Source organism: Chryseobacterium sp. 2987, from assembly GCF_031456375.1.
Taxonomy (GTDB): domain Bacteria; phylum Bacteroidota; class Bacteroidia; order Flavobacteriales; family Weeksellaceae; genus Chryseobacterium; species Chryseobacterium vaccae.
Genome location: NZ_JAVDUN010000007.1, coordinates 12498 through 39362, shown reverse-complemented (window position 1 = coordinate 39362; position 26865 = coordinate 12498). Strand labels below are relative to the sequence as shown.

At 38.9% G+C, this 26865-nt stretch carries 23 protein-coding genes and 17 tRNA genes; 37 read left to right on the top strand and 3 right to left on the bottom strand.

All coding sequences use genetic code 11. The features are described from left to right. Nucleotides 1-94 precede the first annotated feature (94 nt). Both J2Y40_RS19300 and J2Y40_RS19295 read left to right on the top strand, forming a co-directional pair. A complete protein-coding gene (locus J2Y40_RS19300) occupies nucleotides 95-1675 on the top strand; it encodes a Na+/H+ antiporter (protein ID WP_310000808.1) in 1581 nt (526 codons plus the stop codon). Between the two features lie 13 nt (nucleotides 1676-1688). Continuing rightward, entirely contained in the window at nucleotides 1689-2735 is a 1047-nt protein-coding gene (locus J2Y40_RS19295) for an MBL fold metallo-hydrolase (RefSeq protein WP_310000807.1), read from the top strand. An 81-nt stretch (nucleotides 2736-2816) separates the two neighbouring features. Here J2Y40_RS19295 and J2Y40_RS19290 read toward each other — a convergent pair whose 3' ends face one another. Next, nucleotides 2817-3671, bottom strand: a complete 855-nt coding sequence (locus J2Y40_RS19290) for a DUF4822 domain-containing protein (protein ID WP_231128732.1) — start codon at nucleotides 3669-3671, stop codon at nucleotides 2817-2819. A gap of 139 nt (nucleotides 3672-3810) precedes the next feature. Continuing rightward, nucleotides 3811-4668 (bottom strand): hypothetical protein, encoded by an 858-nt coding sequence (locus tag J2Y40_RS19285; RefSeq protein ID WP_310000805.1) that lies wholly within the window; start codon nucleotides 4666-4668, stop codon nucleotides 3811-3813. 216 nt (nucleotides 4669-4884) lie between these two features. Here J2Y40_RS19285 and J2Y40_RS19280 point away from each other — a divergent pair, with 216 nt between their 5' ends. The 10 genes from J2Y40_RS19280 to J2Y40_RS19235 all read left to right on the top strand — a co-directional run bounded on the left by J2Y40_RS19280 (nucleotide 4885) and on the right by J2Y40_RS19235 (nucleotide 11636). Beyond that, on the top strand, nucleotides 4885-5598 hold the full coding sequence (locus J2Y40_RS19280) for a DUF434 domain-containing protein (RefSeq protein ID WP_153398170.1): 714 nt from the start codon (nucleotides 4885-4887) through the stop codon (nucleotides 5596-5598). Nucleotide 5599: 1 nt separating this feature from the next. Next, nucleotides 5600-6250, top strand: coding sequence for a hypothetical protein (locus J2Y40_RS19275; RefSeq protein WP_153398172.1), 651 nt, complete (start codon nucleotides 5600-5602; stop codon nucleotides 6248-6250). Nucleotides 6251-6321: 71 nt separating this feature from the next. Beyond that, nucleotides 6322-7686 carry an SDR family oxidoreductase gene (locus tag J2Y40_RS19270; RefSeq protein WP_310000803.1) on the top strand — a complete coding sequence of 455 codons (1365 nt, stop codon included), beginning with the start codon at nucleotides 6322-6324 and terminating at the stop codon, nucleotides 7684-7686. Nucleotides 7687-7695: 9 nt separating this feature from the next. Then, nucleotides 7696-7766, top strand: a tRNA-Ser gene (locus tag J2Y40_RS19265). Between the two features lie 8 nt (nucleotides 7767-7774). Next, nucleotides 7775-7846 (top strand) — tRNA-Gly (locus J2Y40_RS19260). A gap of 88 nt (nucleotides 7847-7934) precedes the next feature. After that, nucleotides 7935-8005, top strand: a tRNA-Gly gene (locus J2Y40_RS19255). Between the two features lie 103 nt (nucleotides 8006-8108). Next, entirely contained in the window at nucleotides 8109-8543 is a 435-nt protein-coding gene (locus J2Y40_RS19250) for a hypothetical protein (protein ID WP_153398175.1), read from the top strand. Further along, entirely contained in the window at nucleotides 8530-10446 is a 1917-nt protein-coding gene (locus tag J2Y40_RS19245) for a hypothetical protein (protein ID WP_310000800.1), read from the top strand. The genes J2Y40_RS19250 and J2Y40_RS19245 overlap by 14 nt, the downstream gene beginning before the upstream one ends. 10 nt (nucleotides 10447-10456) lie before the next feature. Then, a tRNA-Cys gene (locus J2Y40_RS19240) sits at nucleotides 10457-10525 on the top strand. Between the two features lie 325 nt (nucleotides 10526-10850). After that, nucleotides 10851-11636, top strand: coding sequence for a TatD family hydrolase (locus tag J2Y40_RS19235; protein WP_310000798.1), 786 nt, complete (start codon nucleotides 10851-10853; stop codon nucleotides 11634-11636). 239 nt (nucleotides 11637-11875) lie between these two features. Here J2Y40_RS19235 and deoD read toward each other — a convergent pair whose 3' ends face one another. After that, on the bottom strand, nucleotides 11876-12586 hold the full coding sequence (gene deoD, locus J2Y40_RS19230; RefSeq protein ID WP_153398180.1) for a purine-nucleoside phosphorylase: 711 nt from the start codon (nucleotides 12584-12586) through the stop codon (nucleotides 11876-11878). 241 nt (nucleotides 12587-12827) lie between these two features. Here deoD and J2Y40_RS19225 point away from each other — a divergent pair, with 241 nt between their 5' ends. The 25 genes from J2Y40_RS19225 (at nucleotide 12828) to J2Y40_RS19105 (ending at nucleotide 26855) form a co-directional block, all read left to right on the top strand. Beyond that, the gene (locus J2Y40_RS19225) at nucleotides 12828-13217 is read left to right on the top strand and encodes a VOC family protein (RefSeq protein WP_310000796.1); all 390 of its coding nucleotides are present in this window, start codon (nucleotides 12828-12830) and stop codon (nucleotides 13215-13217) included. Nucleotides 13218-13369: 152 nt separating this feature from the next. Next, nucleotides 13370-14017, top strand: a complete 648-nt coding sequence (locus tag J2Y40_RS19220; RefSeq protein WP_310000795.1) for a hypothetical protein — start codon at nucleotides 13370-13372, stop codon at nucleotides 14015-14017. Further along, nucleotides 14007-14720 (top strand): hypothetical protein, encoded by a 714-nt coding sequence (locus J2Y40_RS19215; RefSeq protein ID WP_310000793.1) that lies wholly within the window; start codon nucleotides 14007-14009, stop codon nucleotides 14718-14720. The genes J2Y40_RS19220 and J2Y40_RS19215 overlap by 11 nt, the downstream gene beginning before the upstream one ends. A 6-nt stretch (nucleotides 14721-14726) precedes the next feature. Then, complete coding sequence (locus J2Y40_RS19210; RefSeq protein WP_310000791.1) at nucleotides 14727-15860, top strand: AAA family ATPase; 1134 nt, start codon at nucleotides 14727-14729, stop codon at nucleotides 15858-15860. Then, nucleotides 15833-16576, top strand: a complete 744-nt coding sequence (locus tag J2Y40_RS19205; RefSeq protein ID WP_310000789.1) for a hypothetical protein — start codon at nucleotides 15833-15835, stop codon at nucleotides 16574-16576. The genes J2Y40_RS19210 and J2Y40_RS19205 overlap by 28 nt, the downstream gene beginning before the upstream one ends. After that, a complete protein-coding gene (locus tag J2Y40_RS19200; protein WP_310000788.1) occupies nucleotides 16567-18957 on the top strand; it encodes a hypothetical protein in 2391 nt (796 codons plus the stop codon). The genes J2Y40_RS19205 and J2Y40_RS19200 overlap by 10 nt, the downstream gene beginning before the upstream one ends. Then, nucleotides 18947-20665, top strand: coding sequence for an APC family permease (locus tag J2Y40_RS19195; RefSeq protein WP_310000785.1), 1719 nt, complete (start codon nucleotides 18947-18949; stop codon nucleotides 20663-20665). Before J2Y40_RS19200 ends, J2Y40_RS19195 begins: the two co-directional genes overlap by 11 nt. Beyond that, nucleotides 20658-21674 (top strand): hypothetical protein, encoded by a 1017-nt coding sequence (locus J2Y40_RS19190; protein WP_310000783.1) that lies wholly within the window; start codon nucleotides 20658-20660, stop codon nucleotides 21672-21674. Before J2Y40_RS19195 ends, J2Y40_RS19190 begins: the two co-directional genes overlap by 8 nt. 124 nt (nucleotides 21675-21798) lie before the next feature. Further along, the gene (locus J2Y40_RS19185; protein ID WP_310000781.1) at nucleotides 21799-22062 is read left to right on the top strand and encodes a hypothetical protein; all 264 of its coding nucleotides are present in this window, start codon (nucleotides 21799-21801) and stop codon (nucleotides 22060-22062) included. An 809-nt stretch (nucleotides 22063-22871) separates the two neighbouring features. Further along, nucleotides 22872-22944: transfer RNA gene (locus tag J2Y40_RS19180), tRNA-His, on the top strand. Between the two features lie 10 nt (nucleotides 22945-22954). Beyond that, nucleotides 22955-23028, top strand: a tRNA-Ile gene (locus J2Y40_RS19175). Nucleotides 23029-23036: 8 nt separating this feature from the next. Further along, nucleotides 23037-23108: transfer RNA gene (locus J2Y40_RS19170), tRNA-Asn, on the top strand. 69 nt (nucleotides 23109-23177) lie between these two features. Next, nucleotides 23178-23252, top strand: a tRNA-Pro gene (locus J2Y40_RS19165). Nucleotides 23253-23254: 2 nt separating this feature from the next. Next, nucleotides 23255-23326: transfer RNA gene (locus J2Y40_RS19160), tRNA-Glu, on the top strand. A gap of 40 nt (nucleotides 23327-23366) precedes the next feature. Beyond that, nucleotides 23367-23440, top strand: a tRNA-Met gene (locus J2Y40_RS19155). A gap of 7 nt (nucleotides 23441-23447) precedes the next feature. Then, nucleotides 23448-23519 (top strand) — tRNA-Asn (locus J2Y40_RS19150). 111 nt (nucleotides 23520-23630) lie between these two features. Then, a tRNA-Cys gene (locus tag J2Y40_RS19145) sits at nucleotides 23631-23712 on the top strand. Nucleotides 23713-23869: 157 nt separating this feature from the next. After that, nucleotides 23870-23956, top strand: a tRNA-Tyr gene (locus J2Y40_RS19140). A gap of 316 nt (nucleotides 23957-24272) precedes the next feature. After that, a tRNA-Leu gene (locus tag J2Y40_RS19135) sits at nucleotides 24273-24346 on the top strand. Between the two features lie 70 nt (nucleotides 24347-24416). Beyond that, nucleotides 24417-24489 (top strand) — tRNA-Phe (locus tag J2Y40_RS19130). A gap of 16 nt (nucleotides 24490-24505) precedes the next feature. Further along, nucleotides 24506-24577 (top strand) — tRNA-Gln (locus tag J2Y40_RS19125). A gap of 8 nt (nucleotides 24578-24585) precedes the next feature. After that, a tRNA-Trp gene (locus tag J2Y40_RS19120) sits at nucleotides 24586-24656 on the top strand. Nucleotides 24657-24738: 82 nt separating this feature from the next. Then, on the top strand, nucleotides 24739-25224 hold the full coding sequence (locus J2Y40_RS19115) for a ribonuclease H-like YkuK family protein (RefSeq protein WP_153398198.1): 486 nt from the start codon (nucleotides 24739-24741) through the stop codon (nucleotides 25222-25224). Nucleotides 25225-25240: 16 nt separating this feature from the next. Then, entirely contained in the window at nucleotides 25241-26053 is an 813-nt protein-coding gene (locus tag J2Y40_RS19110) for a RimK family alpha-L-glutamate ligase (protein WP_153398200.1), read from the top strand. Between the two features lie 25 nt (nucleotides 26054-26078). After that, a complete protein-coding gene (locus J2Y40_RS19105; protein ID WP_153398202.1) occupies nucleotides 26079-26855 on the top strand; it encodes an ATP-grasp domain-containing protein in 777 nt (258 codons plus the stop codon). The last annotated feature ends 10 nt before the right edge of the window (nucleotides 26856-26865 follow it).

The following is a 26865-nucleotide window of genomic DNA, read 5'->3' as shown; positions in this document are numbered from 1 at the left end:
TTCCATACTTTCCTGTCAATTCTTATATTTATTTAGAAAAAATCCGGTTTTATAAAATTAAAAGACGACTGGGTTCAAAATAAATTAAAAAACAATGGTGGAGAATTTTATTTATTACCTGGGGCTGGTCTTAGTCATTATTGGTTCAGTTATGCTGGCCAACCGGCTGAAAGTGGCTTATCCTATCATTTTAGTGATTGCCGGACTTCTGATCAGTTTCATTCCCGGCTTACCTGTTCTGAGAATTGATCCCGAGCTTATTTTTATTATTTTCCTGCCACCTTTGCTGTATGAAGCTGCCTTTGCCGTTTCATGGAAAGAAATATGGAAGCTGAGGCGCATCATTACCAGTTTTGCTTTCATTGTCGTATTTCTTACTGCCATATCAGTGGCTTTTGTAGCCAACTCCTACATTCCCGGATTTTCACTGGCGTTAGGATTTGTGCTGGGAGGAATTGTTTCTCCACCCGATGCCGTGAGTGCCGGAGCTATTCTGAAATTTGTAAAAGTACCCAAAAATGTATCCACGGTTCTGGAAGGAGAAAGCCTGTTCAATGACGCTTCCTCTCTGATTATTTTCCGGTTTGCAATGGTAGCGGTTGCTACAGGACAATTTGTGTGGCAGGAAGCTGCTTTAAGCTTTGGATGGATGATATTCGGAGGATTAGGAATAGGATTAGTATTGGCATTTTTATTTTTAAAAATTGAAAAAATATTTCCTACTGATGTTAATATGGATGCTATTTTAAGTCTGGTGGCTCCCTATGTCATGTATATTGCTGCAGAGGAAGTTCATGCTTCCGGTGTATTGGCGGTGGTAAGCGGAGGACTATACCTTTCTGTCCGCAGGCATGAAATATTCCGTACTTCAGAATCAAGGCTGAAAGGATCAAATGTCTGGGAAAGTTTTGTATTTCTGATCAACGGAATTGTATTTCTGCTGATCGGTTTGGATTTACCGGAAATTATGGTAGGCTTAAACAAAGAAGGAATCAGTCTGTCTGAAGCGGTCGGCTATGGAGTACTGGTTACGGCGGTTCTGATTATAGTTCGTTTCCTGGCTTCTTTCGGAGCCGTATTTGTTACCCTGATTATGAGAAACTTTATCAACGTGGCAGATAGAGACCCCGGAATGAAAGCTCCCGTACTCATGGGATGGACCGGAATGCGCGGGGTAGTTTCTTTAGCTGCAGCATTGTCAATTCCGGTAATGATGGAAAACGGGCAGCCTTTTCCGCATCGTGATCTCATCCTCTTCATTACCTTTGTAGTGATCTTAATAACATTAATTGTTCAGGGGCTGACACTGCCTGCATTGATAAAAAAACTCAAACTGTCTGAATCAGAAAGCAGTTACATGTCTGAAGAAGAATCGGAACACTTTTTAAGAAAAGGAATGCGTCGTGTAGCCTTAAACTACCTCAATGAAAACTATAAAGAAAGACGCAGTGAAAACGAATATTTCAATAGATTGATGGACCGCTGGGAACAGGAAGATAAAGAAGATTCTACCCACAAACTTTCCGATGAAGCCAAAGAAATTTATTTTGAAACCCTGGAACAGCAGAGAACCTGGCTCCGGGAAGAAAACAGAAGGAATTCCCATATCGACGAAGAATACATAAGACATTATCTCACAAGACTTGATCTGGAAGAAGAAAGGCTCAGAATGTAAAAAAAATACAGCAATGAATTTAGTAAAACAACTCGGGCAGTTCCCCGATGAAAAAAGAAAAGAATACTTCAGTACCCTTCCCAACTATCTCAACGGAAGGTTTCAGAATATACTTCCTACACCCGCTTTACTGGAAGGCGAAAGCATGACCAAAGCCCTCCTGAACAGCCTGTGCAAAGTAGAGCATACCACTCCGGGATTTCCGCTTCCGTTTATCACAACAGACCTTAAAAATCTCAAGCCGGAAGAAAATGTGCTCGTGTGGTTCGGCCACAGTTCCTATTTTATCCAGATTGATGGTAAAAAGTTTCTGGTAGATCCGGTGTTCAGTGGGAATGCATCACCAATGCCGGGGTCTATAAAAGCATTTCCGGGAGCAGATTATTACAAGCCGGAACATATGCCGGATATAGACTTTCTGCTCATCTCTCACGATCACTGGGATCATCTGGATTATAAAACCGTTCAGGCGCTGAAAGACAAAACAGGAAAAATAATATGCGGATTAGGAACCGGACAACACTTTGAATACTGGGGATGGCCTTCTGAGAAGATCATTGAGAAAAACTGGTGGGAAAGTGCAGACCTTGCAGAAGGTTTTACCCTTACGGTTACTCCGGCAAGACACTTTTCAGGAAGATTGCTCAACCGGAATATTTCCCTGTGGATCTCATTTGTTTTAAAAACACCGTCTAAAACTCTCTTTCTCGGTGGTGACAGCGGTTACGGAAACCATTTCTCCGAAATCGGAGAAAAATACGGGCCCTTCGACCTGGCTATTATGGAATGCGGACAATACAACGAAAAATGGCCATATATTCACAGTATGCCTGAACAGATCATTCAGGAAGTAAAAGAACTGAAGGCAGACAACTTTATTCCTGTTCATAATTCAAAATTTAAGCTGGCCCAGCATCCATGGTATGAACCCCTGGAGATGGTTTCAAAATATGCTGAAGAAAATAACCAGCCGATAACCCTTCCCATGATCGGTGAAAAAACAGATCTGGATCAGCTGGGAAAAGTTAATTGGGAAAAATGGTGGGAAAATTGTTGGTAGCCCCCGGATAAAAAAATAAAGCCTGCTCCTCTGAGCAGGCTTCACCATTCATCATCAACTAACTTAAAAAATATCTATGTTTTAATGGGGTTCGTTGTGATTCACCTTGGTGTGGATGATATCATAGTATACAGAAGGATTCGCTGCATCAGGAGTAATTCTGTAGGTAAATTCACTGCTGTTCAGCGTAAGAATATCAACAACACGGGTGAAAAGCACATTCCCGTTATTATCCAAAGCCGTGATGGTTCTTTTCTTTCCGTCCGGAGAAATAGACCATGTACCTTTTGATCTCGGAGCATCATTTAATCCGTAAATAGCATATGTTCCGTTAGCTTTGAAATAAGAATACCCTACAAATCCGGCTACACTTGCATCAGTTAAAGCTACCGGCTGTCCGCTGCTGTTCTTTGCTCCCGTAGTTTCCCATGGAGTAGAAGCAAGCGTAAGCTGCCCGTTAGCAGGCTCAGCATGCGAAGTTCTTGTGTGGATAATATCATAATAGATAGACTGATCCGCTGCATTAGGACGGATTCTGTACGTAAATTCATTTCGGTTAAGAACAAGAATCTCTACATCACGAGTGAAAATCGTGGTTCCATCCGGATTTAATGCTGTAATGGTTCTCTTGGTTCCCAAAGCGTCTACAGACCATGTTCCTCTTGATCTGATGGCGTCATTAAGCCCATAAATAACAAAATTTCCGTCACTTTTGAAGTAAGCGAAACCTACATAGCCGTTTACGCTGGCATTGTTAAGGTCTACGGATTGTCCGTTTCTGTCTTTAGCCCCAGTAGTTTCCCATGGAGTAGAAGCAAGAGTCTGTGAGGGAGTTATCTGCTCAGTGATAATCTCATCATTATCAGAGCACGATACAAAAGCAGCAGAAAAAAACACGGCTGCAAACAGGTAACATAATTTTTTCAATGTATTCATAATTGGATTTTTAAATCTTTGCAAACTTATCCCTTTATGATCATCAAAATGTTGTATCAAATATCTCTTTTTTTGTAAAAAATATCACTCACGATTATTGGAGTTATTGATTTCTCAATAAAGCTGAGAAATCAAAAGATTACCACCCGCTTACAAGCAGATTTCTGGCCGCCTTCATACTGCATTTCTGATATTGGGAATAGGCCGAAGCTGCTCGGGTCCTGATCTGTTCCCCGGATTCACCTTTTACATAACCTGTCAGGGCATCATGCAGAATATAAGCTTCAGGAGCCATCAGATGGGTAGTCCATACCAAAGGATTGGCACGCGTATCTTTTAGCTGAGGTGAAAAAAACTTCTTGCTGTAACAGGCTAAAATAATACAGTCCCTGACTTTTCCATCTGTGTTTTTAAAAGATTCTGATAACTGGAAATCCATCAGCCCGTCATGCCCGACATAAGAAACCATCTTTGCATTTCCATAGATTCCGATCCGTTTTCCGTTAATATTGACAACCTCCTTTAATTGGCCGGAATTGCTGTAGAAAAAATCTCTTGTGCAGTTTTCTATATATTGGCCATCATAGGCATCTGCCACCAGATAATAGTTTTTATCTGATGTATTCTGAAATACAAGCCTTTCCATTCGTACAGAATCCTTTTTCTCCAACTTTAAAAACTTCCATTCTTTACTTTTCTTAAAATAAGTACGGATTCCGTAAGCGGCACCCCAATAAAGATTCTGATCAGGATCCTGCCCGTTTCCTATCTTTTCAGGAACAGGTACTATTCCCTGGTACTTATTATCACATAAAGCCACAAGAACATGAATGGTTTTCGTATGCTCATCAAAGTCCTTTACATTTTTCAAAGTCTTTTTTTCAGAAGCTTCCTTTGCACCGGAGCCGTTTCCTTTCACCTTATATTCACAGCTCAAAAGAAACAGGGTAGAAGAAAAAAATAAGAGAAAAAACGAAATTGAAGAAATCTTTTTCATAACAGAAGTGTATTTCCGATAAAAATACAAAATATCTGAAGGTAATCTTTGTATTCCTTCACTAAGTTTACGCCCTTGTCTACCTTAAAAACCTTAATGGTTTAAAATAGTACCAATGAAAACCAGAATTTCGCTTCGCAGACACTCCATCATTGCTTTCATCATTTTCAGAAAAGAAAAAAGCTTCTCATTGCTGTAAAAATTCTATTTTTGAACATGAACAACAGAAACCGTGGAAAAAATACAGGTGATGATACCCTCTTCGGATCAGAAAAACAGCTCGATAAGCTGAAAATGGCTGTTCAGGATATGCAGTACCTATTAAGTAGAGGCTATGCTGAAAAAGCATCTTCTGAACTGGCGGGAAACCGCTACAGGCTTAAAACCCGGCAGATCCAGGCATTCCGGGGCGCTTCTGCATCAGAAGAACAGATCCAAAACAGGAAGCGTAAGCGGTTGCAGGCTGCAGAACTTAAAGGTAAAATCGTTTATCTGGATGGTTTCAATGTAGTGATTCTTTTGGAAAGCTTATTGTCAGGTGCTTATCTTTTTAAGGGCACAGACGGCTGTTTTCGTGATCTTTCAGGAGTTCATGGTACCTATAAGAGAGTCAATCAAACTCAGAGAGTTCTCGAACTTGTTGCCGAATTCTTCCGGAAAACAGAAGTGCAGAAACTGATCTGGATTTTCGATAAACCCGTTTCCAACAGCGGAAGAGTCAAGCAGATGATTCTTGATTTTGCAGTCGAAAATAACATGAACTGGGAAGCTGATCTGCAATTTAATCCGGATCATTTTCTGGCAGAAAATACAGAAATCTCCATTTCCTCAGATGCATGGATTCTGGATCACTGTAAAACATGGTTCAACCTGATTGATTACCTGATTGAAGAAGAAAAGCTGGATGTAAACCTGGTAAAAATGTATTAAAATGAAACTGCTTGATCCATACATTCCCTTATTCTCAGATCCTTGGAAACAAAAATACCAGGAAATCCTGGCTGAAGAGCATATCAATAACCTTGAAAATAACATCCAAAATTTTCAGGAAAAAATATCAGACTGGGAACTGCCGTATTTTAATGAAGAAATAAAAATCAGCAGAAAAGACAGCTTTGATCTGTTCATGAATATATTCCAAAATAATAATCCAGATGAGGTTAAAGCAGTTCAGCTCGAAGAAATTTCATTTGAACACTGGCTGAATATTCTGGGCCAGCGCCTGACTTCCGCCAGTATCCGTAATGAAGATGCGGTTCCTCCACTTAGAGAAACATTGCTTGAAGCCTGCCGACAACCTTTTAACAGTGAAATAACGATTGCCCAGAGAGCATGGGAAAAGCATGTCGGAAGAATGGATGATGAATTCTGGGGCAAGATCAAAGGAAATAACAGCCAAAAGCAGGAAAAAGTGATGGAGAAAATCACTCATATCCTTGATAACAGAACCTGGTGGAACGTTTTCTTCCATTACAAACATGAACTGGTATTTGAAGTCAGGGAAAAAGGTGGACACGGTATCCGGTGGAGTCACGGAGGCAGGCAGCTGATCGGGTTTCTGGAAAAATTTATTAACGAATAATCAATCTTTTTTCTGCTGCGTAAAAAGATTGCGCATTTAGAAAATAGTTTTGCAGATATAAAACTGAAACAATGGAACTTTCGGAGCAAAAATTTTCACAAAACGAATGGGAAGCATGTCTCAAGGTACTGAATGCCCTGAAGGATGAACCCTTTCTCAATCCGGATAATAAAACGTTTTCAGGACTGATCACGAAGATTCATAAAAATGCGAAAAAACAGAACCGTCAGGAAAGCTATTCCCGGATGAAAACGCATGACCTGGAAATCAGCTCAGAAGCTGTACTTATGAAAAAAGCGCTGGCAGGGGTTTCAGGTTTTTATGATGATGAAAAAGACGAAACGAAATTAACGAAACTTCAGATCCCTAAAAACTGCTACTGCTGTAATCAGAGTTATCAGTACGCCCACTCTTTTTATACCCGGCTGTGCCCGAAATGTGCCGGAGAAAACTATGAAAAACGTTTTCAAACAGCGGATCTTACCGGAAGAAATGCCATTCTTACCGGAGGAAGAGTAAAAGTAGGCTTTGCCACCGCGTTGAAGCTGCTGAGAAACGGAGCCAATCTGGTTTTGACAACCCGTTTTCCCGCACTGGCACTGGAAACTTTGCAGCAGGAAGCAGATTACAATGAATGGAAGGACAGACTTTGGATATATGGTTTGGATTTAAGAAACTTAAATGCCATTCAGGAATTCGTAGATTTTTACAGAGCGAGCTTTGATACGTTGGATATATTGATCAATAATGCAGCCCAAACCATCAAATATCCTGATGAATACTACCTTCCGATCATCAAAAAGGAAAAAGAAAAAGAACTGGAATTTAAAAATATTCCGAATTTCATTCCAAACCGGACAGAAATTTCAAAGGAGATTGCGAGGCTGGAATATGCAGAAAATGAAGAGTCACAGATTGCTCTGACCCGATTCGGACAGCCGGTGGATAACCGTGAGAAAACAAGCTGGAATTCAACACTGGAAGAAGTTTCCATGTACGAACTGGTAGAAGTGAACCTCATCAATCATATTGCTCCGTATTTTCTGATCAAGGAACTGAAACCTTTAATGAAAAACTCTTTGTTTAAAGAAAAGTTCATCATCAATGTCACCTCATCAGAAGGAATTTTCAGCTACGAAAATAAAACGGTTTTTCACCCGCATACCAATATGACGAAGGCCGCTTTGAATATGATGACCCTTACTTCTGCAAAAGAATTTGAAAAAGATCAGATTTATATGAGTGCGGTGGACGTAGGGTGGATTTCTACAGGCGCAAAGGAAAGTTTAAGAAAAAAACAGTTTGAACAGGGGTATATTCCGCCGCTGGATTCTGTAGACGGAGCCGCAAGAATTTTGCATCCGGTGGCAGAAGGAATCAAAGGGAATTGCTTCAGCGGGGTGCTGCTGAAAAATTATAAAATTCATACCTGGTAAAACCAGACGGAGATAGTAGTAATAATTGGAAAAACACATTTTGCTAAGATGAATTGCAGGTTCGAATCCTGCTTATCTCCCAAAAAACGAAACGTTGGTTCAATGGAAGAACGCTTGCTTTCCTCGCCAGAGGATGCGGGTTCGACTCCCGCACGTTTCACAGGAGTACATAGTTCAACAAGAAGAATACGTCCGCAGCATGGACGAGGTTGTAGGTTCAAATCCTGCTGTACTTCCTTTTAACCCCGGAGATAATAGTTTAACTGGAAAAACGTATTCCTACCCCGAATGAATACGGGTTCAAATCCCGTTTATCTCCCAATTAAAACAGTAAAAGAAATAGTTTAATCTGGAAAAACTTATTCTTAAAGAGTACATTATCGGTTCGATCCCGGTTTTCTTTTACTTTAAAAAATGATGTTATGCTTAAAAATCTATTGCTTTTTTTCCGAATTGTTGATGAAATTTATACTCCGGCTCCGATTGTCAGAAGTGAAAAATCGGTGAAAGATCCTGTAAAGCCGAAGGAAACTCCAATTTATGAAGAAAATCCGGTAACAGCATCGAAATTGAAAATAATGCCAGTCAGCACGAAAAAAATTGCAAAACTGGAAGAACATACAAAAGGTTACAAGGAGTACTGTCTTGAAAAAACAAGCAATCAGCATACAATGAAAACATCGGATTATAAAGTAATCGACCGTAACGACAGCACGGAAACATTCTTTATTCAGGATGATGCTTTTATTACACATAATGAACATAAGATGCTTCGTGTAGAAAGTAAATATTTTGTGAAATATATCCAGCAGGAATACAATCCTATAACACAGATCAACGAAAATGCATACGACTGATCCCATAAAAAGATATAAAATATTCTCAAACAAAGACCTGAAGGATATCCGTTTTGATGAATATGCATCCCTAGAGATCTATGGTAAAAATATGACCCTTGATTTCAAAGAAATAAATGGCAACCTGCTGTTGAGGGGAGAAGGATGCAGCCTTCCGGAACTGGTGAATATCCGGGGGAATCTTTCTATAGATGCCGAAAATTGTGTACTTCCGGAACTTAAATCCATAGAAGGTCATCTGGCAATGCATTATTCCGCAAAACTGGGCAGACTGGAAAAAGTAAACGGAAATTTCAAATGTATCGTTGATTTTGGATTTAAAGATCCGATAAAAATAGGCGGTAGCATCGAGGTAAAGAATGCCGAAGTATATTCAGGAAGCAGAAAACTGACAGACAGAAGAAAGGTCATTGAGATTAGCCACCAATATCAGGTTGATGCCCTGCCTAAAGACGGGAATTTTAACATCGATATTCTGGTGAATAATATCATTTTCGGCCATCGGGAAATCCGGGGAAGAATTACTATCTACAGTAAAAACGTTTCTTTTCCCAATCTTGAATATATCCACGGACGGTTAAAAATAGAATGCCGGGATAAGACACAGGCTCATTTCAATTACGATTTTCCGGTCCTGAAAAAAATAATAGGAAATCTGAAAATAGACCAAACCAGAGTTTCCTTTCCGGAACTTGAGGAAATATCAGGGAATATCGAGATCAATAATAATTCTTATGTTTCATTCCCGTTTCTGGAAAAATCAGGAAGTGTTTTGATCGGACAGCATGCAGGCGCGGAGTTTCCGTTCCTGAGAGAAATAAACGGAAACCTTCAGAACTATGGATTTGAAACCTGTTATATGATAGAACTGCAGAAGGTAAAAGGAAGTTTGAATACCCATCAGATTCTGGCAGAAAATATACTGGAAGTGGGAGATTTACTGATGGGAAAATACTGTGAACTCAATCATTTAAAGAAGATCAATGGCTATGTAAATTCTAGCGAAAGCTTTAATTTCAGATCATTGGAGTATATTGGATCTTTGGTGAATGAAAAGCAGAAAAATTCAAAACTGCCTTCATTAAAAAAGATAGGAAACTACCTGTATGATGAAAATGATGGCTTCGAAGACTTTGCAGAACGTATCCATTTTAATGTAAAAGAAAACCTGTTTGTTTCAAAAGATCAGTGTTACATTGCAACACTGCATGCGGGAATAATGTATAACTGTTTCAGCTATCCGCTTAAAAAGCTGGTTTCTATTTTAAAATTACGGCACAAAAGCTTTCAGAACTTTGTCACCCGTGAATACGAAAGAGAATGGACCAACTACAATTCACCCAACTTTACAAAAGTTTTACGTCAGATTGAAAGAATATGGACTAAAACAGATCCAATCCGTTATGAAGAGTTTTTTACCCATTACGACAGGGATTTCAGGCTCTTCTGTTTCAGCTATCTTGGAGTGGGAACATTAATGAAAAAGCTTGACGCAAAAAAAATCTGTCAGGACGAAATTCAGGTCAACTACTTTGAATATGATGAAAACGGAAATAAAAACCAGATACAGAGAACCAATTATTACGAAGTATATGAAGTGGAGAACGAAAAGTTCAGATTGTCTTTATGGGGAAGAGAAAGACAGTCTTATGCCGTGAAATGTTGGTGTCCCTCTACTGCTGAAGAACATTGGCTGTGGATAGAATCTCGGTATAAGGATAATGCACTAACTGCAATAGCATCTACCTTCAGGATTCACGAAAATATCATCCCCCATATTAAATGTCTGAAAAGGCAGGGCGATGTGCTGATCTGTGAATTAAAAAAGGAAGTCCGTCCGGAAGGAACTGTAAGACCTTTAACCGCCGAAGAATATTTCAGCCTTCTGGAAGCAGAAGCATAATCATAGGACAGAAGCGGTAGTTTAAGCGGAAAAACGATCCCGACAAGGAGGTTTACAGGTTCAAATCCTGTCTGCTCTGTCTTTTTAAACGAAAAAACAAATTAAGAAAAGAAACAAAAGTATAGAAGCTGTCATTTCATTAAACGACAAATTACAACCCGACCAAGGAAGCCTAAGCGTTAAAAAAATGATTCCTGTGAACGTCAAAAAAATTCTACTGTTCGAAGCGTGAGACCACCTCTGCCGCGAAGAAGCCACCACGAATTCGCGTAAGTTTTAGAATTTTTAGAGAACAGAAATCATTTTTAGCGAAGGCTTCCAAGTCTTGAATTGTTGTTTCTTTTGTTTGACTACGTCGAATCTTCGATTTCAAGACAAAAGAAATTAAAAAAAACAAAAATATTATGAACACATACATCGACATTGGCATTAACCTGACCAATAAACAATTCCACAACGAGCACGACGAAATCATCAACCGCGCCCTGGACAACGGAGTAGACCACATGATCCTTACCGGAACCAGCATAAGAGGAAGCAAAGAATCCGCAGAAATCGCATCAGATTACCCTGAAATTTTATATTCCACAGCGGGAGTCCATCCCCACGACGCTAAATCTTTCAATGCAGAAAGTATACGCGAACTCAGAAAACTATTGAGTCTGGATCATGTTATCTCAGTAGGAGAATGCGGACTGGATTTCGACAGAGACTTTTCTCCAAGACCCGTTCAGGAAAAATGCTACAGAGCACAGCTGCAATTGGCTGTTGAGGTTAATAAACCGCTTTTCCTGCATGAAAGATCAGCTTTTAAAAGATTTAATGAGATCACAGACGAATATCTTTCCAGACTGCCGGAAGCTGTTGTACACTGTTTTACAGGAACTCTGGAAGAAGCGAAAATTTATCTGGATAAAGGCTTTTATTTAGGATTTACCGGAGCAATAAGTGACGAGAAAAGATTCAGTCATCTGGAAGAAGTACTCAAATATACGCCTCTGGACCGGATGATGATTGAAACAGATGCTCCGTTTATGCTTCCGAAAAATATGCCGAGAACACAGAACCGCCGTAACGAACCATCTTATCTGCCCTATGTTGCACAAACGATTGCCCGCTGGAAGAAGATCAGTATTGCTGAAGTTGCAGATGAAACAACAGAAACGGCCAGGAATTTTTTCAGAATATAAAAAAGAGCTCTACCCATAAAGTAAAGCTCTTTTATTTCTGCAACACAAAGTTTCATGATTAATATTGTAGATTTAAGAAGTATTGATTCAATGAAACGGACGTTATCACACCGCTTCATCAGCGACGAAGTCACACCTCTTTGCCTTCTCAAAATAAAATATCAGGTTATTCAAACTTTGCGTTTATTTTAAATATCAAGCCAGATCAGAAACAGTCAGTCTGTTGATGAATACAGTTTCTAAAGACTTTTCAAAGCTGCTTCCAAAGCCAGTTCCATCATCGGCTTCAGGGCTTTTTCCCTTTCGTCGGCTGAGATCTTTTCGTGAGTAGGAATAATATCAGTAACGGTAAGAATCGTGGCTGCATTTTTTCCTAAATGCTGGGCATTGGCAAATAATCCGAAAGCTTCCATTTCTACTGCAGGACAGTTGTATTTAGTCGCGATAGCAGGAACGTTAGGATCTTTTCTATAGAAAATATCGCTGCTGTGTACATTGATCGCTTTAGCATCCAGAGAAAGCTCTTTAGCGGTTTCGTTGATCGTTCCAAAGATATTCCCCTGGTGAGAAAGGATTTCGTCTTCAATTTCCCAGGCGTATTTAGCGTAGGTACTTTCGCTGGCCGCATTTTCGATATTTAAAATATCAAAAAGTTTAAGATCCGTAGTATAAGCTCCGCAGGTTCCGATTCTGATGATCGTGTCTACCTCATATTCGGTGAATAACTCAAAAGAATAGATTCCGATGCTTGGGAATCCCATTCCGCTGGCCCCTACAGTAATTTCTTTGCCTTTATAAAGACCGGTATAATAAAAAATTCCTCTTGTTTTGCTTACCAGTTTAGCATCTTCCAAATAGTTTTCAGCAATATATTGTGCACGAAGCGGATCCCCCGGCTGTAATACTACTTTAGCAATTTCTCCTTTTTTTGCACTGATGTGAATACTCATAATTTTATTTTGAATGTGGGCAAAGATACTAAATATGTGAATTATGTGTCGTCAATTGTGAATAGTCAATCCGCGATGCTTGTGAATTTTTTTACGCTTATAAATTCACCATTGACTTGCGGAGCAAAATTGACCATTCACAACAATAACATTGCAAATCCGGAGCAACGATAGCATAATACAGAGCAGGTTCCCCAATATCCCGGAAGCTAATTTTGTATGATAAATAAAAATTTTAAAAATGAAAATTGAACATATTGCTATTTGGGTAAAAGACCTTGAAAAATCCAGAATGTTTTATCAGAAATATTTCGGAGCAGTTTCCAATAAAAAATACCATAATCCGGTAAAGAATTTTGAATCCTATTTCTTAAGCTTTGAAAACGGATGCCGTCTTGAACTAATGACTAAATCGGATATTCAGGAAAACGAAAACTCTTTTGAAGCACAGAAGTATGGAATTATACATCTGGCTTTTTCAACAGGAAGCCATGAAAAAGTGGACCAGCTTACAGAAACTTTAAGAAATGACGGATACCGGATTGCCGGAGAACCCCGTACAACAGGAGATGGTTATTATGAAAGTGTGATTCTGGATCCGGAGGGTAATATTCTCGAAATAACGGAATAGGGATAATGTCAATGGTGAATAGTGAATCCGCTTTGCTTGTGAATTTTTTACGCTGTTTCAATTCACCATTGACTTGCGCAGTAAAATTGACCATTCACAGGTAATATTCCTAAAAAATTTTATTCTCAGAGAAATAATTTTATTTTTGTTCAATGATGGAAAACAAATCCGCATTTTTAGATACCTTATTTCTGCTTCGGAAGGATGAATGTATTACAATCTTCACAGATCTTTATGAAATCTCTAAAAAAGAAGAACAGGAGGCTGCTGATTATTTCGAATCCGAATTTGAAAAAGAAAGATTGGAGTTTTTATCCGATCAGATCAGCTGTGACCGTGAAACAGCTGTCTGGGCGGCAAAAATTCTGTATCACAGCGCACAGTTATACCTGATCAGGAAAGATACAGCGAAGAATCTTGACAAATTAATTCCTCCGTTTAATGGCAAAAGAAATGTCTCAGCCTTATTATCGGCGGACCTGTCACTGCGGTTTTTACCACAGACGATTTCTGCTTTACAATCTGCCGATCCGGAAGACCCGTTGATCAAAATGCTGGAAAATATCCTCCTTCAGTTTCATTATTCAGGAGTTGGATTTGATCTGGATCTTGAAAACATCAACTGGGAAGAAGAATTAAAAGATAAAACCTATCGGAAACTCTATCTGGAAAGGATTGTAGAAAAAAAATCCTACAGACTGGCCGAAATTCCATACATCAATCAACTGTTGATCGCGGAGTTTGGGCTACATAAAGATATTTTCTGGAGAGAATTAAAAATGAGTGAGAATGGAAATTAGTTCGGCCGTAACAATGGGCCTGGCTGCAGGAACCTATCTGTTTTTATTTTGCATAATATCATATTATACCAATAATCTTCTTTTTAGGAAAAATGTGGGTGAAATCGGTATGTTCATCTCTTTTGGAAAACCGCTGTACAAATATTATCTGAAAAACGGGATCAAAATAAACTTTGGATATGTTCCTTTAGGAAGCTATATCACCTTTAAAACCCACGAACTTCCTGTCCCTGTATCAGTAGATGATGCAGAAGCGGCATACAATAAAAGAAGGATTAAAATCCTTAATCTCGTGGTATTGGCTGTCATTGTACTGGCTCTTTTTACAGCGAGTTATATCATAGGTTATGATCCTGTTAAAATATTCAAAGATATTCTTTCCATTGAATACCGTTTAATCACGCAGAAGCTGCTTTATAAAGACCTTGCTTCGGCTGTTTTTGACCGTTATGAAATGTATGGTAAATACTTCTTTCTTTGCTTTGTGCTTGTAGTACAGTTTATAATCTCATTAGTGCTGGTCTTTGTGCTGTCACTTTGGGACTATTTAGGATTAATCCTGGGTATTCTTTTATTGATTGCTTATTTTAAATATAATTTGGCTTTTTTTATATTTCCGGTTAATTTTTACATAGATTCGCTTCTTACACTTGTCATAAGTGGGTTTATATATTTTTTACTGCTTAGATTTTTTATTAAATAAATACTAATGAACCATAATATTACAAAACTCAACACCGTTCTTAATTACGTAAAAGATACCTTCATCGGGAAAAATGATGTGGTAGATCTTTTGGGAATCTGCCTTCTGGCAAGAGAAAATGCCTTTCTGTACGGACCTCCCGGAACCGCAAAATCTGCAATCGTAAGAACACTTTCCAACACGGTAAAAGATGGGAAAAACTTTGAATACCTTTTAACCCGTTTTACAGAGCCGAACGAGATTTTCGGTCCTTTCGATATCAGAAAACTAAAAGAAGGGGAACTTCTTACCAACACAGAAGGAATGATGCCGGAAGCCTCTATGGTATTCCTGGATGAGATATTCAATGCCAACTCGGCGATTCTGAACTCTCTGCTGATGGCTTTAAACGAAAAGATATTTAAAAGAGGAAAAGAAACCAAACATTTACCGGCATTGATGTTTGTCGGAGCAAGTAACGTTCTTCCTGAAGATGAGGCTCTGAATGCCTTATTCGACCGTTTCCTGATCAGAATCAATGTAGATTATGTAAATCCTGACCTTCTTCAGCAGGTGCTTTTAGCCGGAAGAAAACTGGAAAATCCGGTGGAAACGGAAACCCCTGAAATCCTTTCCGGTGAAATCAGAGAACTGCAGAATCTGTGCAGAACTATTGATCTGAAACCTATTTATGAAGTATATCTAAATACCATCATCAGCCTCAGAAATACAGGAATTGCCATTTCCGACCGTCGTGCTGTAAAACTACAGAACCTGATCGCTGCAAGTGCTCTGATCTGTGGAAGAAACGAAGCAATTCTGTCAGACCTTTGGGTACTGAAACATATCTGGGATACCGAAGAACAGATTGAAATTCTGGAGGGGATCATCAACAGGACCATAGAAAAAGATGAAAATCCGAAATCCCATCCCCAGGCCATGCAGAATAAAACCCCGAATCCTGAAGAAATCATGAAAGATGTAAAAATTTTGGTTGAAAAATGGAACGGCGATGCATTGAGTTTTGAAGAACAGAATGTAATCAAAGATAAGCTGAGATACCTTCAGACCCGCTGCGACTGGATCCGAAATCCGGAACAGAAACAATATATTCAACAGGAAATAGAAAGTTTATGGCAGAAAATCCTTCAAAGCGTGTAAAAGAATTCTGGGCAGAACTTCCGCGGGCAGGTGAAGATTTTTTAGGCTCAATCCGGGACTGGAAAAATATTCAGATCGCATTGGAAGAAGATGTGATCTGGATGAAAGGCTTTACCGGAGAACAGGCAGTTTCACCGGAAATTCAGCAGTTACCTGACTTTTTACTGTATGAATTGAGAGAAGGTCTCTTATTCAGGAAAGATGCTTTGGTTCCCAGTAAAAAAGTGAGAACCGCTTTGCTATGGACGCCTATTGATAAAGCTTTACGGCTTACTTTTCCACCGTCCAACCAGAATTTTTTTGGAATTGATGAAAAAGTAAAGGTCAGACTGGTTCCAAGTGAGGAAGAACAGCCTGTTATTGCCTTATTAAGCCTTATGGATGAGATTAAAGAAGCAATAATTGCCTTTCCGAAATTTAAACTGGAAAAAATAGACTGGACGGTTATTAATGATAAATCCCTGTTTTTGGGAACACCATTATTAAGCCTTCCGGGGAAAACCCTTTGGATGAAAGACCATCATCTTCTTCCGGCGGGTTATGATTTTGAATTTAAAAATTTAAGCACTCTGTTACAGAGAAAATATAATGCAGCTCAGGACATGTGGCTTTTATGGAATGAAAACGGAAGTGTTTTACCTCTTGATAAAACCGATTTCCGTAAACTTTCCGTAAGCTCATTTCGTCTGACTGAAAAATCAAAGGAATGGATCTGAACGAATATTTCCAATCATACCAAAACTATTTCTGGGAATGGACTACCGATAAAGATGTTCCGGATCCCACAGGCTATCATGAAAACAACCTTATCATCATTCCGAATGTAGGGGCGGTAGCGTATAGACCTTACATTATGGAAATTCTGAAAGAGTTGATGCTGCAGGGGTTCCCGCCCTTCGGAGCATTATTGCTGGTGCTGTATGCCTCTCAGGATGGATACCTGAATTTAGACGGAATATATTATTATCTGAATAAAGTACAGACGGAAAGCAAAGAGGAAGTCCGTTTGGATATAGAATCAGGATTTAAATTTCTTGAAAACCTGAAAAATCTGGGACCGCGTTATAAAACCGGACAAAATAGGATTATGCTTTTACAGACCCTGTTCAGACATACTCCGCGTTTGGTGAGATCCTCTACAAGTGCAGACATGATCTTAAAAGGATTTGCCAGAAGACCTCACAGCCTTGCCGATTCGGCAGAGAAAAAAGAGTTGACAGATGCCGTTAAAATAAAAGACATCCGCACGTTAGCGATATTAAATGAGAAATTTCCGTCGGTAGAATCCATCATCAATGTCATGAAAGGGACCGTTGATATTCCTGAGCTGGAAGATGAAGTGGCCGAAGAAGAAACTACCGTTGAAACCAATAAAGATTTCATTCAGGAACTGATTGAAGAACCAAAAACTTTTCAGGTAGGAAGCCTGATCAAAAGAATCTGGAGCGGCCTGAAAATTCCTATGCGTCATCTTTCTCCCGGAGAACAGCCCATCGGAGGAATTTCTGATATGACGAATAAAGGAGAGCTTCATCGGATGCTTTTATCAGAATTTGCCAATGAAGATGATGTTTTCATGAATCGTGTTGCTAATAATGAAGCATTATATATCCAGCGGGAAATTCCGCCTGAAGAAAATATCTTTGAAAGAATTATTTTAATTGATACTTCTATAAAAAACTGGGGAACCCCAAAAGTATTAGCATTTGCCTCAGCTATTGCCGTGATCAAACATCCCAAAGCCCACTCCGAATGTAAAGTTTTTGCATTAGGACAAACTATTGTGCCGGTTTCTCTGGATAAGGTGGAAGAAGTAGTAGAAAACCTCAACCATGTAAGTCCGGTACTGGAGTCTTCCCAGGCTCTGGAAAAGTTCTTTGAAGAAGATCACAAAGAAAAGGATCTTGAAGTTTTTTTCATTACTCATCAGGATAATCTTGCTAACCATAAATTACAGAAAGTAATTAACGAAAACAGAGACCGTCTGAAATTTCTTGTAACAACTTCTGCAGACGGAGAACTGAATTTCTACAAACATCATAAAGGAACAAGAAAACATATTCAAAAGATTCTGCTTCCGTTGAAAGAGTTGTGGGCGAATCCTCCACAGAGAAGATCGAAGGCTCCTCAGGATTCCCGTAACGGAAAGAAAACAGATCTTCCGTTGAATTATCCAATCCTGTTTCCTTCTCCGGTTGGCCAGATTGCCCAGTTCATGTATGAAGGAGAATACTTTATTTTAAGCAGCAAAAAGCAGCTGCTCCGAACTTATCTGTCTGATAATTATTACAACAGGGAGTATTATGACCGTCATAAAACCCATCATGGCTGCGAGGTTCTGTTTGAAAATATCTCTATAAGGCCCAAAGGACAGTTTGCCTTGGCAAAAAACAAACAGCAGCAGTTCATCCTGTGTCAGTATCAGCCGGATAAAAAGCTGATTTCAAAGTTAAACCTGAACACCAAAGAATATTCAGAACTGAATATTACGGGAAAAATTATTCCACAGGAATTTAAGCTGGTTTATTTTAACAGGAATTTTTATCTGTTTTACCCGAAAGCTCCCTGGATTTCCGAAATTAACTTAGAAGGAAATATCTCTATTGAACAGGTTAAAAATGATGAAGAGATTGCCAGAAGCTATTCTAAGATAGAAATAGAACTGAGTAAATTATCCTCCGGAATCAGAGTTCTAAGCAGTTTCAACAGAATCGGGATCAATTCGGAAAATAAGCTGGTGATTTCCAACCATGAATTGCATAAAAATTATGTCAACACACTGACCTTGCGTAAAAATAAGCATCAGATAAAAATTTTTGCAGGTAAGAATAAAAACAAATTCAGTTTTTCCGATGGAAGCGACATCATTACAGATTCCCGAGGGGTGCTGACATTTAAAAGCAGTAACAAAAATATTCCGGAATTTTATATTCCTTCTGCAGAAAATAGTTTTCTGGCGATGGCTGCAGATACCGAATTTAGTGGTTCCGAATATTTCCTGCCGGATCACACTCTGCTAAAGGTGAGAAAAATGGAAGATATGTATGAAGAGTATTTGAAAAGATTTATAGATCAGATTGTGGAATATGGAACTTAGAATAAAACCTTTTCCGAAGAATAATTATCCTAAAAAAGGGCTTTTAATAAAAGGTTCCTCACCATTCACATGGTTATATGAGATGGAAACTTTAGGCATAGATCTTGATCATGTCCGCTCTTTTGCGATTCCTTCCAACGAGCCGAACGGAATATATGGGTGTTTCCTCATATTTAACGGTTCTGCTCCTGATGAGATCGGACGAAATGCTTATTTTCAGTGTGTGGATGACAAATTGTTTATTCCAGAGAATACGATTTTCTATCCCAAAGTAAATCCTGAAGACTGGCTGAATACAGATGCGGAATTTCTGATTATGCATCCTGAATTTGGTATGGTGAAATTAAATGAAGATATCGACTGGATCTCATTAATTCAGCATCCGGAACAGTCAAAAGATACAATCCGAAAACCATCCAACGGGGTAAAGATTCCCCAGAAAATTGAGAGCTATACCGTAGAAATGGACGATGACCAAGTTCTGGAAGCTCTTGAGAAACCGAAGACCGAGGAAGAATGGATGAAAAGCCTGCCTTTCGATCTGAAAAAAGTAATGGCCGGCAATAAAAAAGAGATTGAAAAATACCTGAACTATATTGAAAAATACCCTGACAGGGCTGTAGATCTCGGAGTTCCGCTGGATGTGATGGGAACCTCAAGAGGAGATGGTTTCGGGAATTTTAAATTTGGAAATCCCTGGCTGGATAAGCTTTTTGGAGGAAAAGAAAATGCAAGCGGTTCCGGGCGGGATTACCGCTGGGTTTTCTGGGTAATTTTACTGGCAATCGGCCTGGTCAGCATGTTTAGGCATTGGGGTGAAAGTGAGCCTGCAAAAAATGCTACAGCTTCCTCAGGTGAAATTTATACAGGACCGGGCAAAGAGCAGGATCCGAATCTAATGAAGCCTGTGGTAGCTTATCAGTCAGGCGTTACTGATATTGATATGAAAATAGATTCTATGTACGGCCGGAAAAGACGTGAGCTGATGCAGGAAAGTGTTTTGGCCAACATGATGTACCATAATCCAAAAAAAGAAACCACCTACAAGGAATATCTGGATAAAGGAGGAAGGCCTATTGAAAACATTTATAAAGATATTGATGGCATAAAAGCTAAAGTCAAAACATCTGAAGATTCCCTTAAAAAAGTGTACCGCAAGAGAATTACAGAATATATCGGGCAGAATGAAGCGGGCTACCGGCAGAAAATTAAAGATTCCATCAAAAAAGCCAATCCCGGAAAAGCTGTAGACAATGGAACTGTGAAAACAGTCTGGAAGAAAAAGCAGGTGCTGGTGGAAGATTCGCTGGGCCGTCTTTACGGAACAAAAGAATATGCTGATACACCGGTTTATAAGAATGAAAATTCAGACATTGGCGAAATAGAAATTAAGAAGCCTTATCAGAAGCAGAACATTTCCTTTTCGGATATTTTCTGGCTGATTGTAGCCATGACAGGAGCTGTTGGTCTCTACTCCTTCATTATTAAAAAAAGATCCCTGAACGTTGGTGGAGATCATGTTCCGGGCGGAGTCAAGATTTTCCTGATGATTGTTCTGGTAGCCATGCTGGCCTATATTTTCTATCCTTTGATTGAAATGTACGGTTACAACTGGTTCGTATGGATTCTCATCATTTGCGTTATACTCCTTCTTTACCGTTTGTTCAGTGAAGATAAAACCATTTTAAAATCAGATAAAGATGAATAGGCAGAAGTTTATAGATAAATTCATGGCGGCATTTTTCATTCTGGCGATCCTTAAGATCATCGGAATTCTGGCGCAGCTTTTTCATCAGAGTTTTTGGGAGGTAATATGGACCCTGGTTGTTTTCGCTTTTGTGGCCATTATGATTTTTGCCGTTCTGCTTCGTCTTGAAAAGAAAGAAAAAGGACAAAATTCATCAGGAGGAAAGAGCAGGGGAGGAAGTGTCTATATAGAAACCTCTATTTTTGATAAGATCAGAAACAAATACGAAGAGCTGGCAGAAAAGTACATCGCAGAAAAGGATTACAAAAAAGCGGCAAAAGTTTATATGAATCTTCTTCAGGATCATTACCGAGGGGCAAGAACATTGGAAGACGGAGGCTTTTATACCGAAGCAGCAGTTGTTTATCTTAAAAAACTGAAGAACAGAACAGATGCTGCAGCCTGCTATGAAAAAGCAAAGCAGTACAAAAAAGCTATTGACCTTTACAAAGAACTTGAACAAAAAGAAAAAGTGGGTGACCTGTACAGGATCATCAACGATATAAAAAATTCCAATACCTATTATCAGATGGTGGTGGATGATTATGTGAGCAACAGCCAGATGGTGAAAGGCTCTCTGATCTACCGCAAAAAAATGGAAATGCCGGAAGAAGCACAAAAAATCCTGCTGAAAGGCTGGGAAGAAAACAAGGATGCTTTCAACTGCCTGAATAATTATTTTGCGAATATCTTTGATGTGAAACAGCTCGAACATTCCATTCAGGAACTCTATCAGAAGACACCTGAAGATAAAAAGATCATTTACCTTGATGCCATGAAGCATGAATTTAAAAAAGATCCGAAGCTTCAGACAGCAACCCGGAACATCGCTTACGAAATCATCACCGAAAAGGTAGCAGGACATTCCGAAATTGTCAACGAACTGAAACATTTTAATCCGGATGATGAGGTGATCCTGAAAGATATTTCCAGATATAAGACAGGACGGAATAAGATGTTCAGGAATTAATGCTTTTTAAAAGTTAAAAGGTAAAAAGATTTCATTGAAGCATTATACCTAAAAAAGTATCTTTGATGTTTCCTTAATTGATCTTAAAACTTAAAGAGTCTTAATGGTTCAAATAAAAATAAAAATGGATCACACCAACAAATACCTTTATTTAAAGCACGAAGGCAAAAATGCATATAAGATCGTTCTTGAAGCTACAGGAAATGGGAAAATGCCTTTGCAGGGAGTAAAGAAAATCAGAGAAATATTTCCGTTTCTTTATCTAGCCGAAGCCAAGGAAATTGTCGTCATTGCAACTTCTGAGTACAAAAGCTTATATGATTATCCGGGAAGCTTATTCAAAGAGCTGGAAGAGTTAAATGATTCAACAAACGAGTCGTCTATTTGAGATCTCAAAAAAACAAGCTAATCAAGGCTTCTGAGCCATTATTTTTATTCCCCTACCTTGTGAAGATTATCAATTAATTAAGAAAAAGATTTATCTTTGCGCCATAAAAATATGAAACTACAAAGAACACATATCAATGCAGAACTATGCGAAAGCCCTTCAATAAAGGGATTATTCGTGTATGATTGGATGATATTGAGTGAGGCGAAATGTGCATTCTTTGGAAATTATTTACAGTGAACCCGTAAAAATTTTATCAAAATATAGCAAAAACGCCTCGGTTGCCGGGGCGTTTTTTGTGTTTTCAGGGCAAAAATTATTTAGAACGAAAAAAAATAACCATAGAAGTAAAAATTTTTTAATTAACAATGAACAATTAATAGGAAAATAAAGCGTGATAAGTAACCCAGTGAGAGACAGTCATTTAGGTATTTAAGAGATCTGCAATCTATTGCAGATAGGAATTTTCTATTCTGAATTTTAATTGTAATTAATTGATTTTCAAATAGTTAATTGAAAAATAAATTTGCAGGTTTCAAAATTTCATATTTACTTTGCAACCGAAAATTGAAAGCAACAGGTTTTCAGGATTCATTTAATAATTTAAAAACAAACAGTACAATGCTACAATTACATAACATACAAAGTCAGTTTTCAAAACTACACGGACAAGAACCGATGGAGCTGTGGTATGCGAATATTCTTGATTGTGGATTTATTGATAAAAAGGTGCTTATATACGTAGGTCTCTCATGACCCGACACGTAAAAATATAGTAAGCGCCTCCCGAAAAGAGGCGCTTTTTTTATGGTTTCTTTAGCTTATTTGGTAAAGCGCCGGTCTGTGGAACCGGAGAACAGGGTTCGATCCCCGGAGATACCCCAAATAAAAAGATCCTATAGCTCAATTGGTTAGAGCGTCGGCCTGATACGTCGAAGGTTGAAGGTTCAAGTCCTTCTGGGATTACAAAAAATGGTCTATTGAGGTAATGGCTAACCTGCCCGACTGTTTCTTGGGCACTGCGGGTTCGATTCCCGCATAGACCGCAAAGGTTCAGGGAAGATTTCAGCTCCGGCTGTCTCCCGGAAAAGATATCAGAAGCTGAACCTGAAAAACTGGAAAGATAACGGTGGTTGTTTACCCGCCTTGGACGCGGGAGGATGCAGGTTCGAATCCTGCTTTCCAGACCAATGCTCCATTAGCATAGAGGTGAGTGCATCCGGCTTTCTACCGGACGACAAGGGTTCGATTCCCTTATGGAGTACAACAGTGAAACAGTCAACAGCCATTCACAAATGGTAAACGATTTCGTAGCTCAAGTGGTTAGAGTATCGGTTTCATAAGCCGAAGGTTGAAGGTTCGAGTCCTTCCGAAATTACAAAAATGATTCTGTAGCTCAATGGTAGAGCGCTGGTCTGTTAAACCAGAAGTTGAAAGTTCGAGTCTTTCCGGAATCGCGGATAACTAAATGTTAATTGTTTCAAAAGAGAAGAAGAAAGGGTTTGTCAAGAGCAGAAGATCTTTACGCCAAAACACAATACAGACAGACTTTTTCTTACCTCAAAAATGATGGTTCGCCGAAGTGGAAGAGTCGGGGCGGTCTGCAAAACCGTTGCGTGAGCTGAGTGGGTTTGAATCCCATAGCCATCTCAAGGAAGAAGCTGGAAAATGAAGAAAGAGAAAAATAAGGCTGAATAACCTTCAGCAATGATGAAAACTAGTTAGTTCGAAAAAATAAAAGCCTGTCAAGCGCAGAAGTTCTTATATCAAAAAAAAAAATTAAGACAGGCTTTATTTTTTCAAAAAAGGAAGTGCGCCGGAGTTGGAGAGTCGGGGCAGACTGTAACTCTGTTGCTTCATAGCTGAGTAGGTTCGAATCCTACCACTTCCACCAAAAACCACCGGTAATGTAACGGCAGCATGCAGGAACTATACTCTTGTTGTTCAGGTTCAATTCCTGGTCGGGCGGTTTTTTAATAAAAGATAAAAATTGATGATAGGCTTCAGAAAAGAAGTCTTGATCAGGAAACATACATTACTCATGGAAAGAGAAAAGTTTGTCAAGCGCAGAAGATCTTTACAAACACTAACAGGCATAGTTTATTAATAGACAGACTTTCTCTGACCTTTTTAAAAATGATCAGTAATGAGCAATAAGTAATGAGTACTTTCAGACATTACCTATTACTCATTACCCATCATATAAGTACGCGGGAATGGCGGAACTGGCAGACGCACTTGATTTAGGCTCAAGGTATTGGGGGTTCGAATCCCTCTTCCCGTACAAAATTATCAGTAATGAGTGATAGGCAATAAGTAATTTCAAACATTACCGATTACTCATCACAAAACCCGGAAGAGTGGTGTACAAGGTGTGCACATTAGTCTGAAAAACTAAAGGTACAGGTTCGATTCCTGTCTGTTCCACAAAACAGCATAACACTGATCCATAGTGTAACTGGCAGCACCCAAGATTTTGATTCTTGGAGTTCAGGTTCGAATCCTGATGGATTAGCAAAAAATACTCCGATAGTGTAATGGTAGCATCCCGGTCTCCAAAACCGTTGGTACTGGTTCGAATCCGGTTCGGAGTGCAAAAAATGAATGATTGAAAACATTCAAAAAATAATTTTTATGAACTATAGAATTGAAACGTAGAATTTAAAATGTAAAAAAATGGAAACGCAACACGAAACATGGCAGAACATGAATGGAAAAATTTTCCGTAACTCTATCACACAGCTGGTAGAAGAAGCCATCATCCGCGAACTGGCAGCCGGGCACCGTCTGAAAGTATGTGTAGGATCAGATTCCCACGTATACGGAGAGGCCATCAATTATGCTACGGCAGTAGTATTCGTTCGTGAAGGAAAAGGAGCGTTTACCTTTATCAGAAAAGAAAGAGAGATACAGACGATCAGTATCAAAGAAAGGATGCTGAATGAGGTGAACAGATCCGTAGCAACAGCCTACGCTATCTGTGCCGTTCTGGATGCTTATGGCGTAGAAATGGAGGTACACGCAGACATTAATACCGACCCGGAATTCAAATCAAACACCGCTTTGAAAGATGCCATGGGATACATTCTCGGAATGGGGTATGTCTTTAAAGCAAAACCCTTTGCCTTTGCAAGCTCCAACTGTGCCGATATGATGGTTTAATCTTTTTGATCTGACAATGAAAACAGTTTTAATTATTAATGGAGAAAACTACTGGGATGATTACTTTGCCGGATTCAACACTATCCGGAAAAAAGTTCAGACCTCGGAATGTATCATAAAAAATGATGTTCTCTACGTCGCAGATGTGGAAGGAGCATGCAGCCCGGATGTCATATTCTGGAGATTGGGAGCTGTAAATCCTGAAGCTAAGCATAGAAATATGCTTGAATTGATTCAATATTCAGGAGTACCCTGCATCAACTCAGCGGAAACCCTGCTGAAAGGATACGACAGATTATCCATGTTGAATACGCTTAAAAAACTGGAATTACCGGTTATAGATTTCAATGCAGCGACAGGAACAGCTCATCTGAAAAATCTGGAAATGCCGTTTCCGTTTGTTGTTAAAGTGGGAAACCACCATGGCGGATATGGAAAAAGTCTGGTATCCGATGAAGAGCAATGGGAAGAACTTAAAGACCTGCTGTTTATTCATCAGGATTATGTAACGGTTGAGAAATTCATTGATTATAAATATGATATACGCTATCTGGCCGTCAATGATAAAGTATGGGCTATGAAAAGAAAAGGCAGATATTGGAAAGCCAATTCATTAACCCAGGAATACCAGATTATTGAACCTGAAAAAGAGTGGATAGGAAACGTAAAACTGTTACAGGAAAATATTAAAGCGGATATTGTAGCTATTGATGTTCTGGAAACAGAAAATGGAGAAAAAACAATTGTAGAATATAATGATATTCCCGGTCTTACCGGATTCCCGGAAGAAGCAAAGCTGGAACTATCAGAAACTGTGAAAAACAAATAAAAGAGAACCTTAAAAACTAGTAACCATGTATTTTTTAATTCAGGCTAATGTATATTTAGATCCCGACCATTACAGGATTTTTGATGCTCTGGAAGAACTGGGTATTGATTATGAAGTGATCAATATTCCTCCAACGGCAGAAAAAATAGATTTCAAAACAGACCGTAAGGATGTTTTTGTATATGGTTCGGTGACAATTGCAAGACTGGCCAGACAAAATTCAGACTGGTTTCCCGGTTCTTTTTACGGAGGAAATCATTTATATGAGGTTTATTCTCAATATTATGGCGAAAATCTCCTGAATCATACCATTTCCGTACATAAAATCTCAGAAGCTTTACCTTGGAGAAAGGATGAAATGAAATTCATTAAACCTTACACAGAAGCAAAGATTTTTACAGGAAAAGTTTTCACAGAAGCAGAATGGAACGATTTCGTTTTTGAATCACTGGAAAATTCGTCCAACAGGATTACAAAAAATTCTCTGGTACAGGTTTCCGAAGCTAAACGAACGGTAAAAGAAGCAAGACTTTGGATTATTGGCGGACAGATTATTGATGGAGGCTATTATAAATTCAATGATAATGCTCCTTTTGAAGAAACAGTTTCAGAAGACGGATTAGCTTTTGCCCGTGAAATGATTCAGCTTTTCAATCTTGAAGAAGCCTTTGTAATGGATATTTGTTTTACAGATGAAGGCTGGAAAATTGTTGAAATCAACTGTATCAACAGTTCCGGATTTTATCCCAATACCAATGTGAAAAGTATTATCAGAGCTTTGAATATTTACTTTTCCCAATAAAAAATACAGA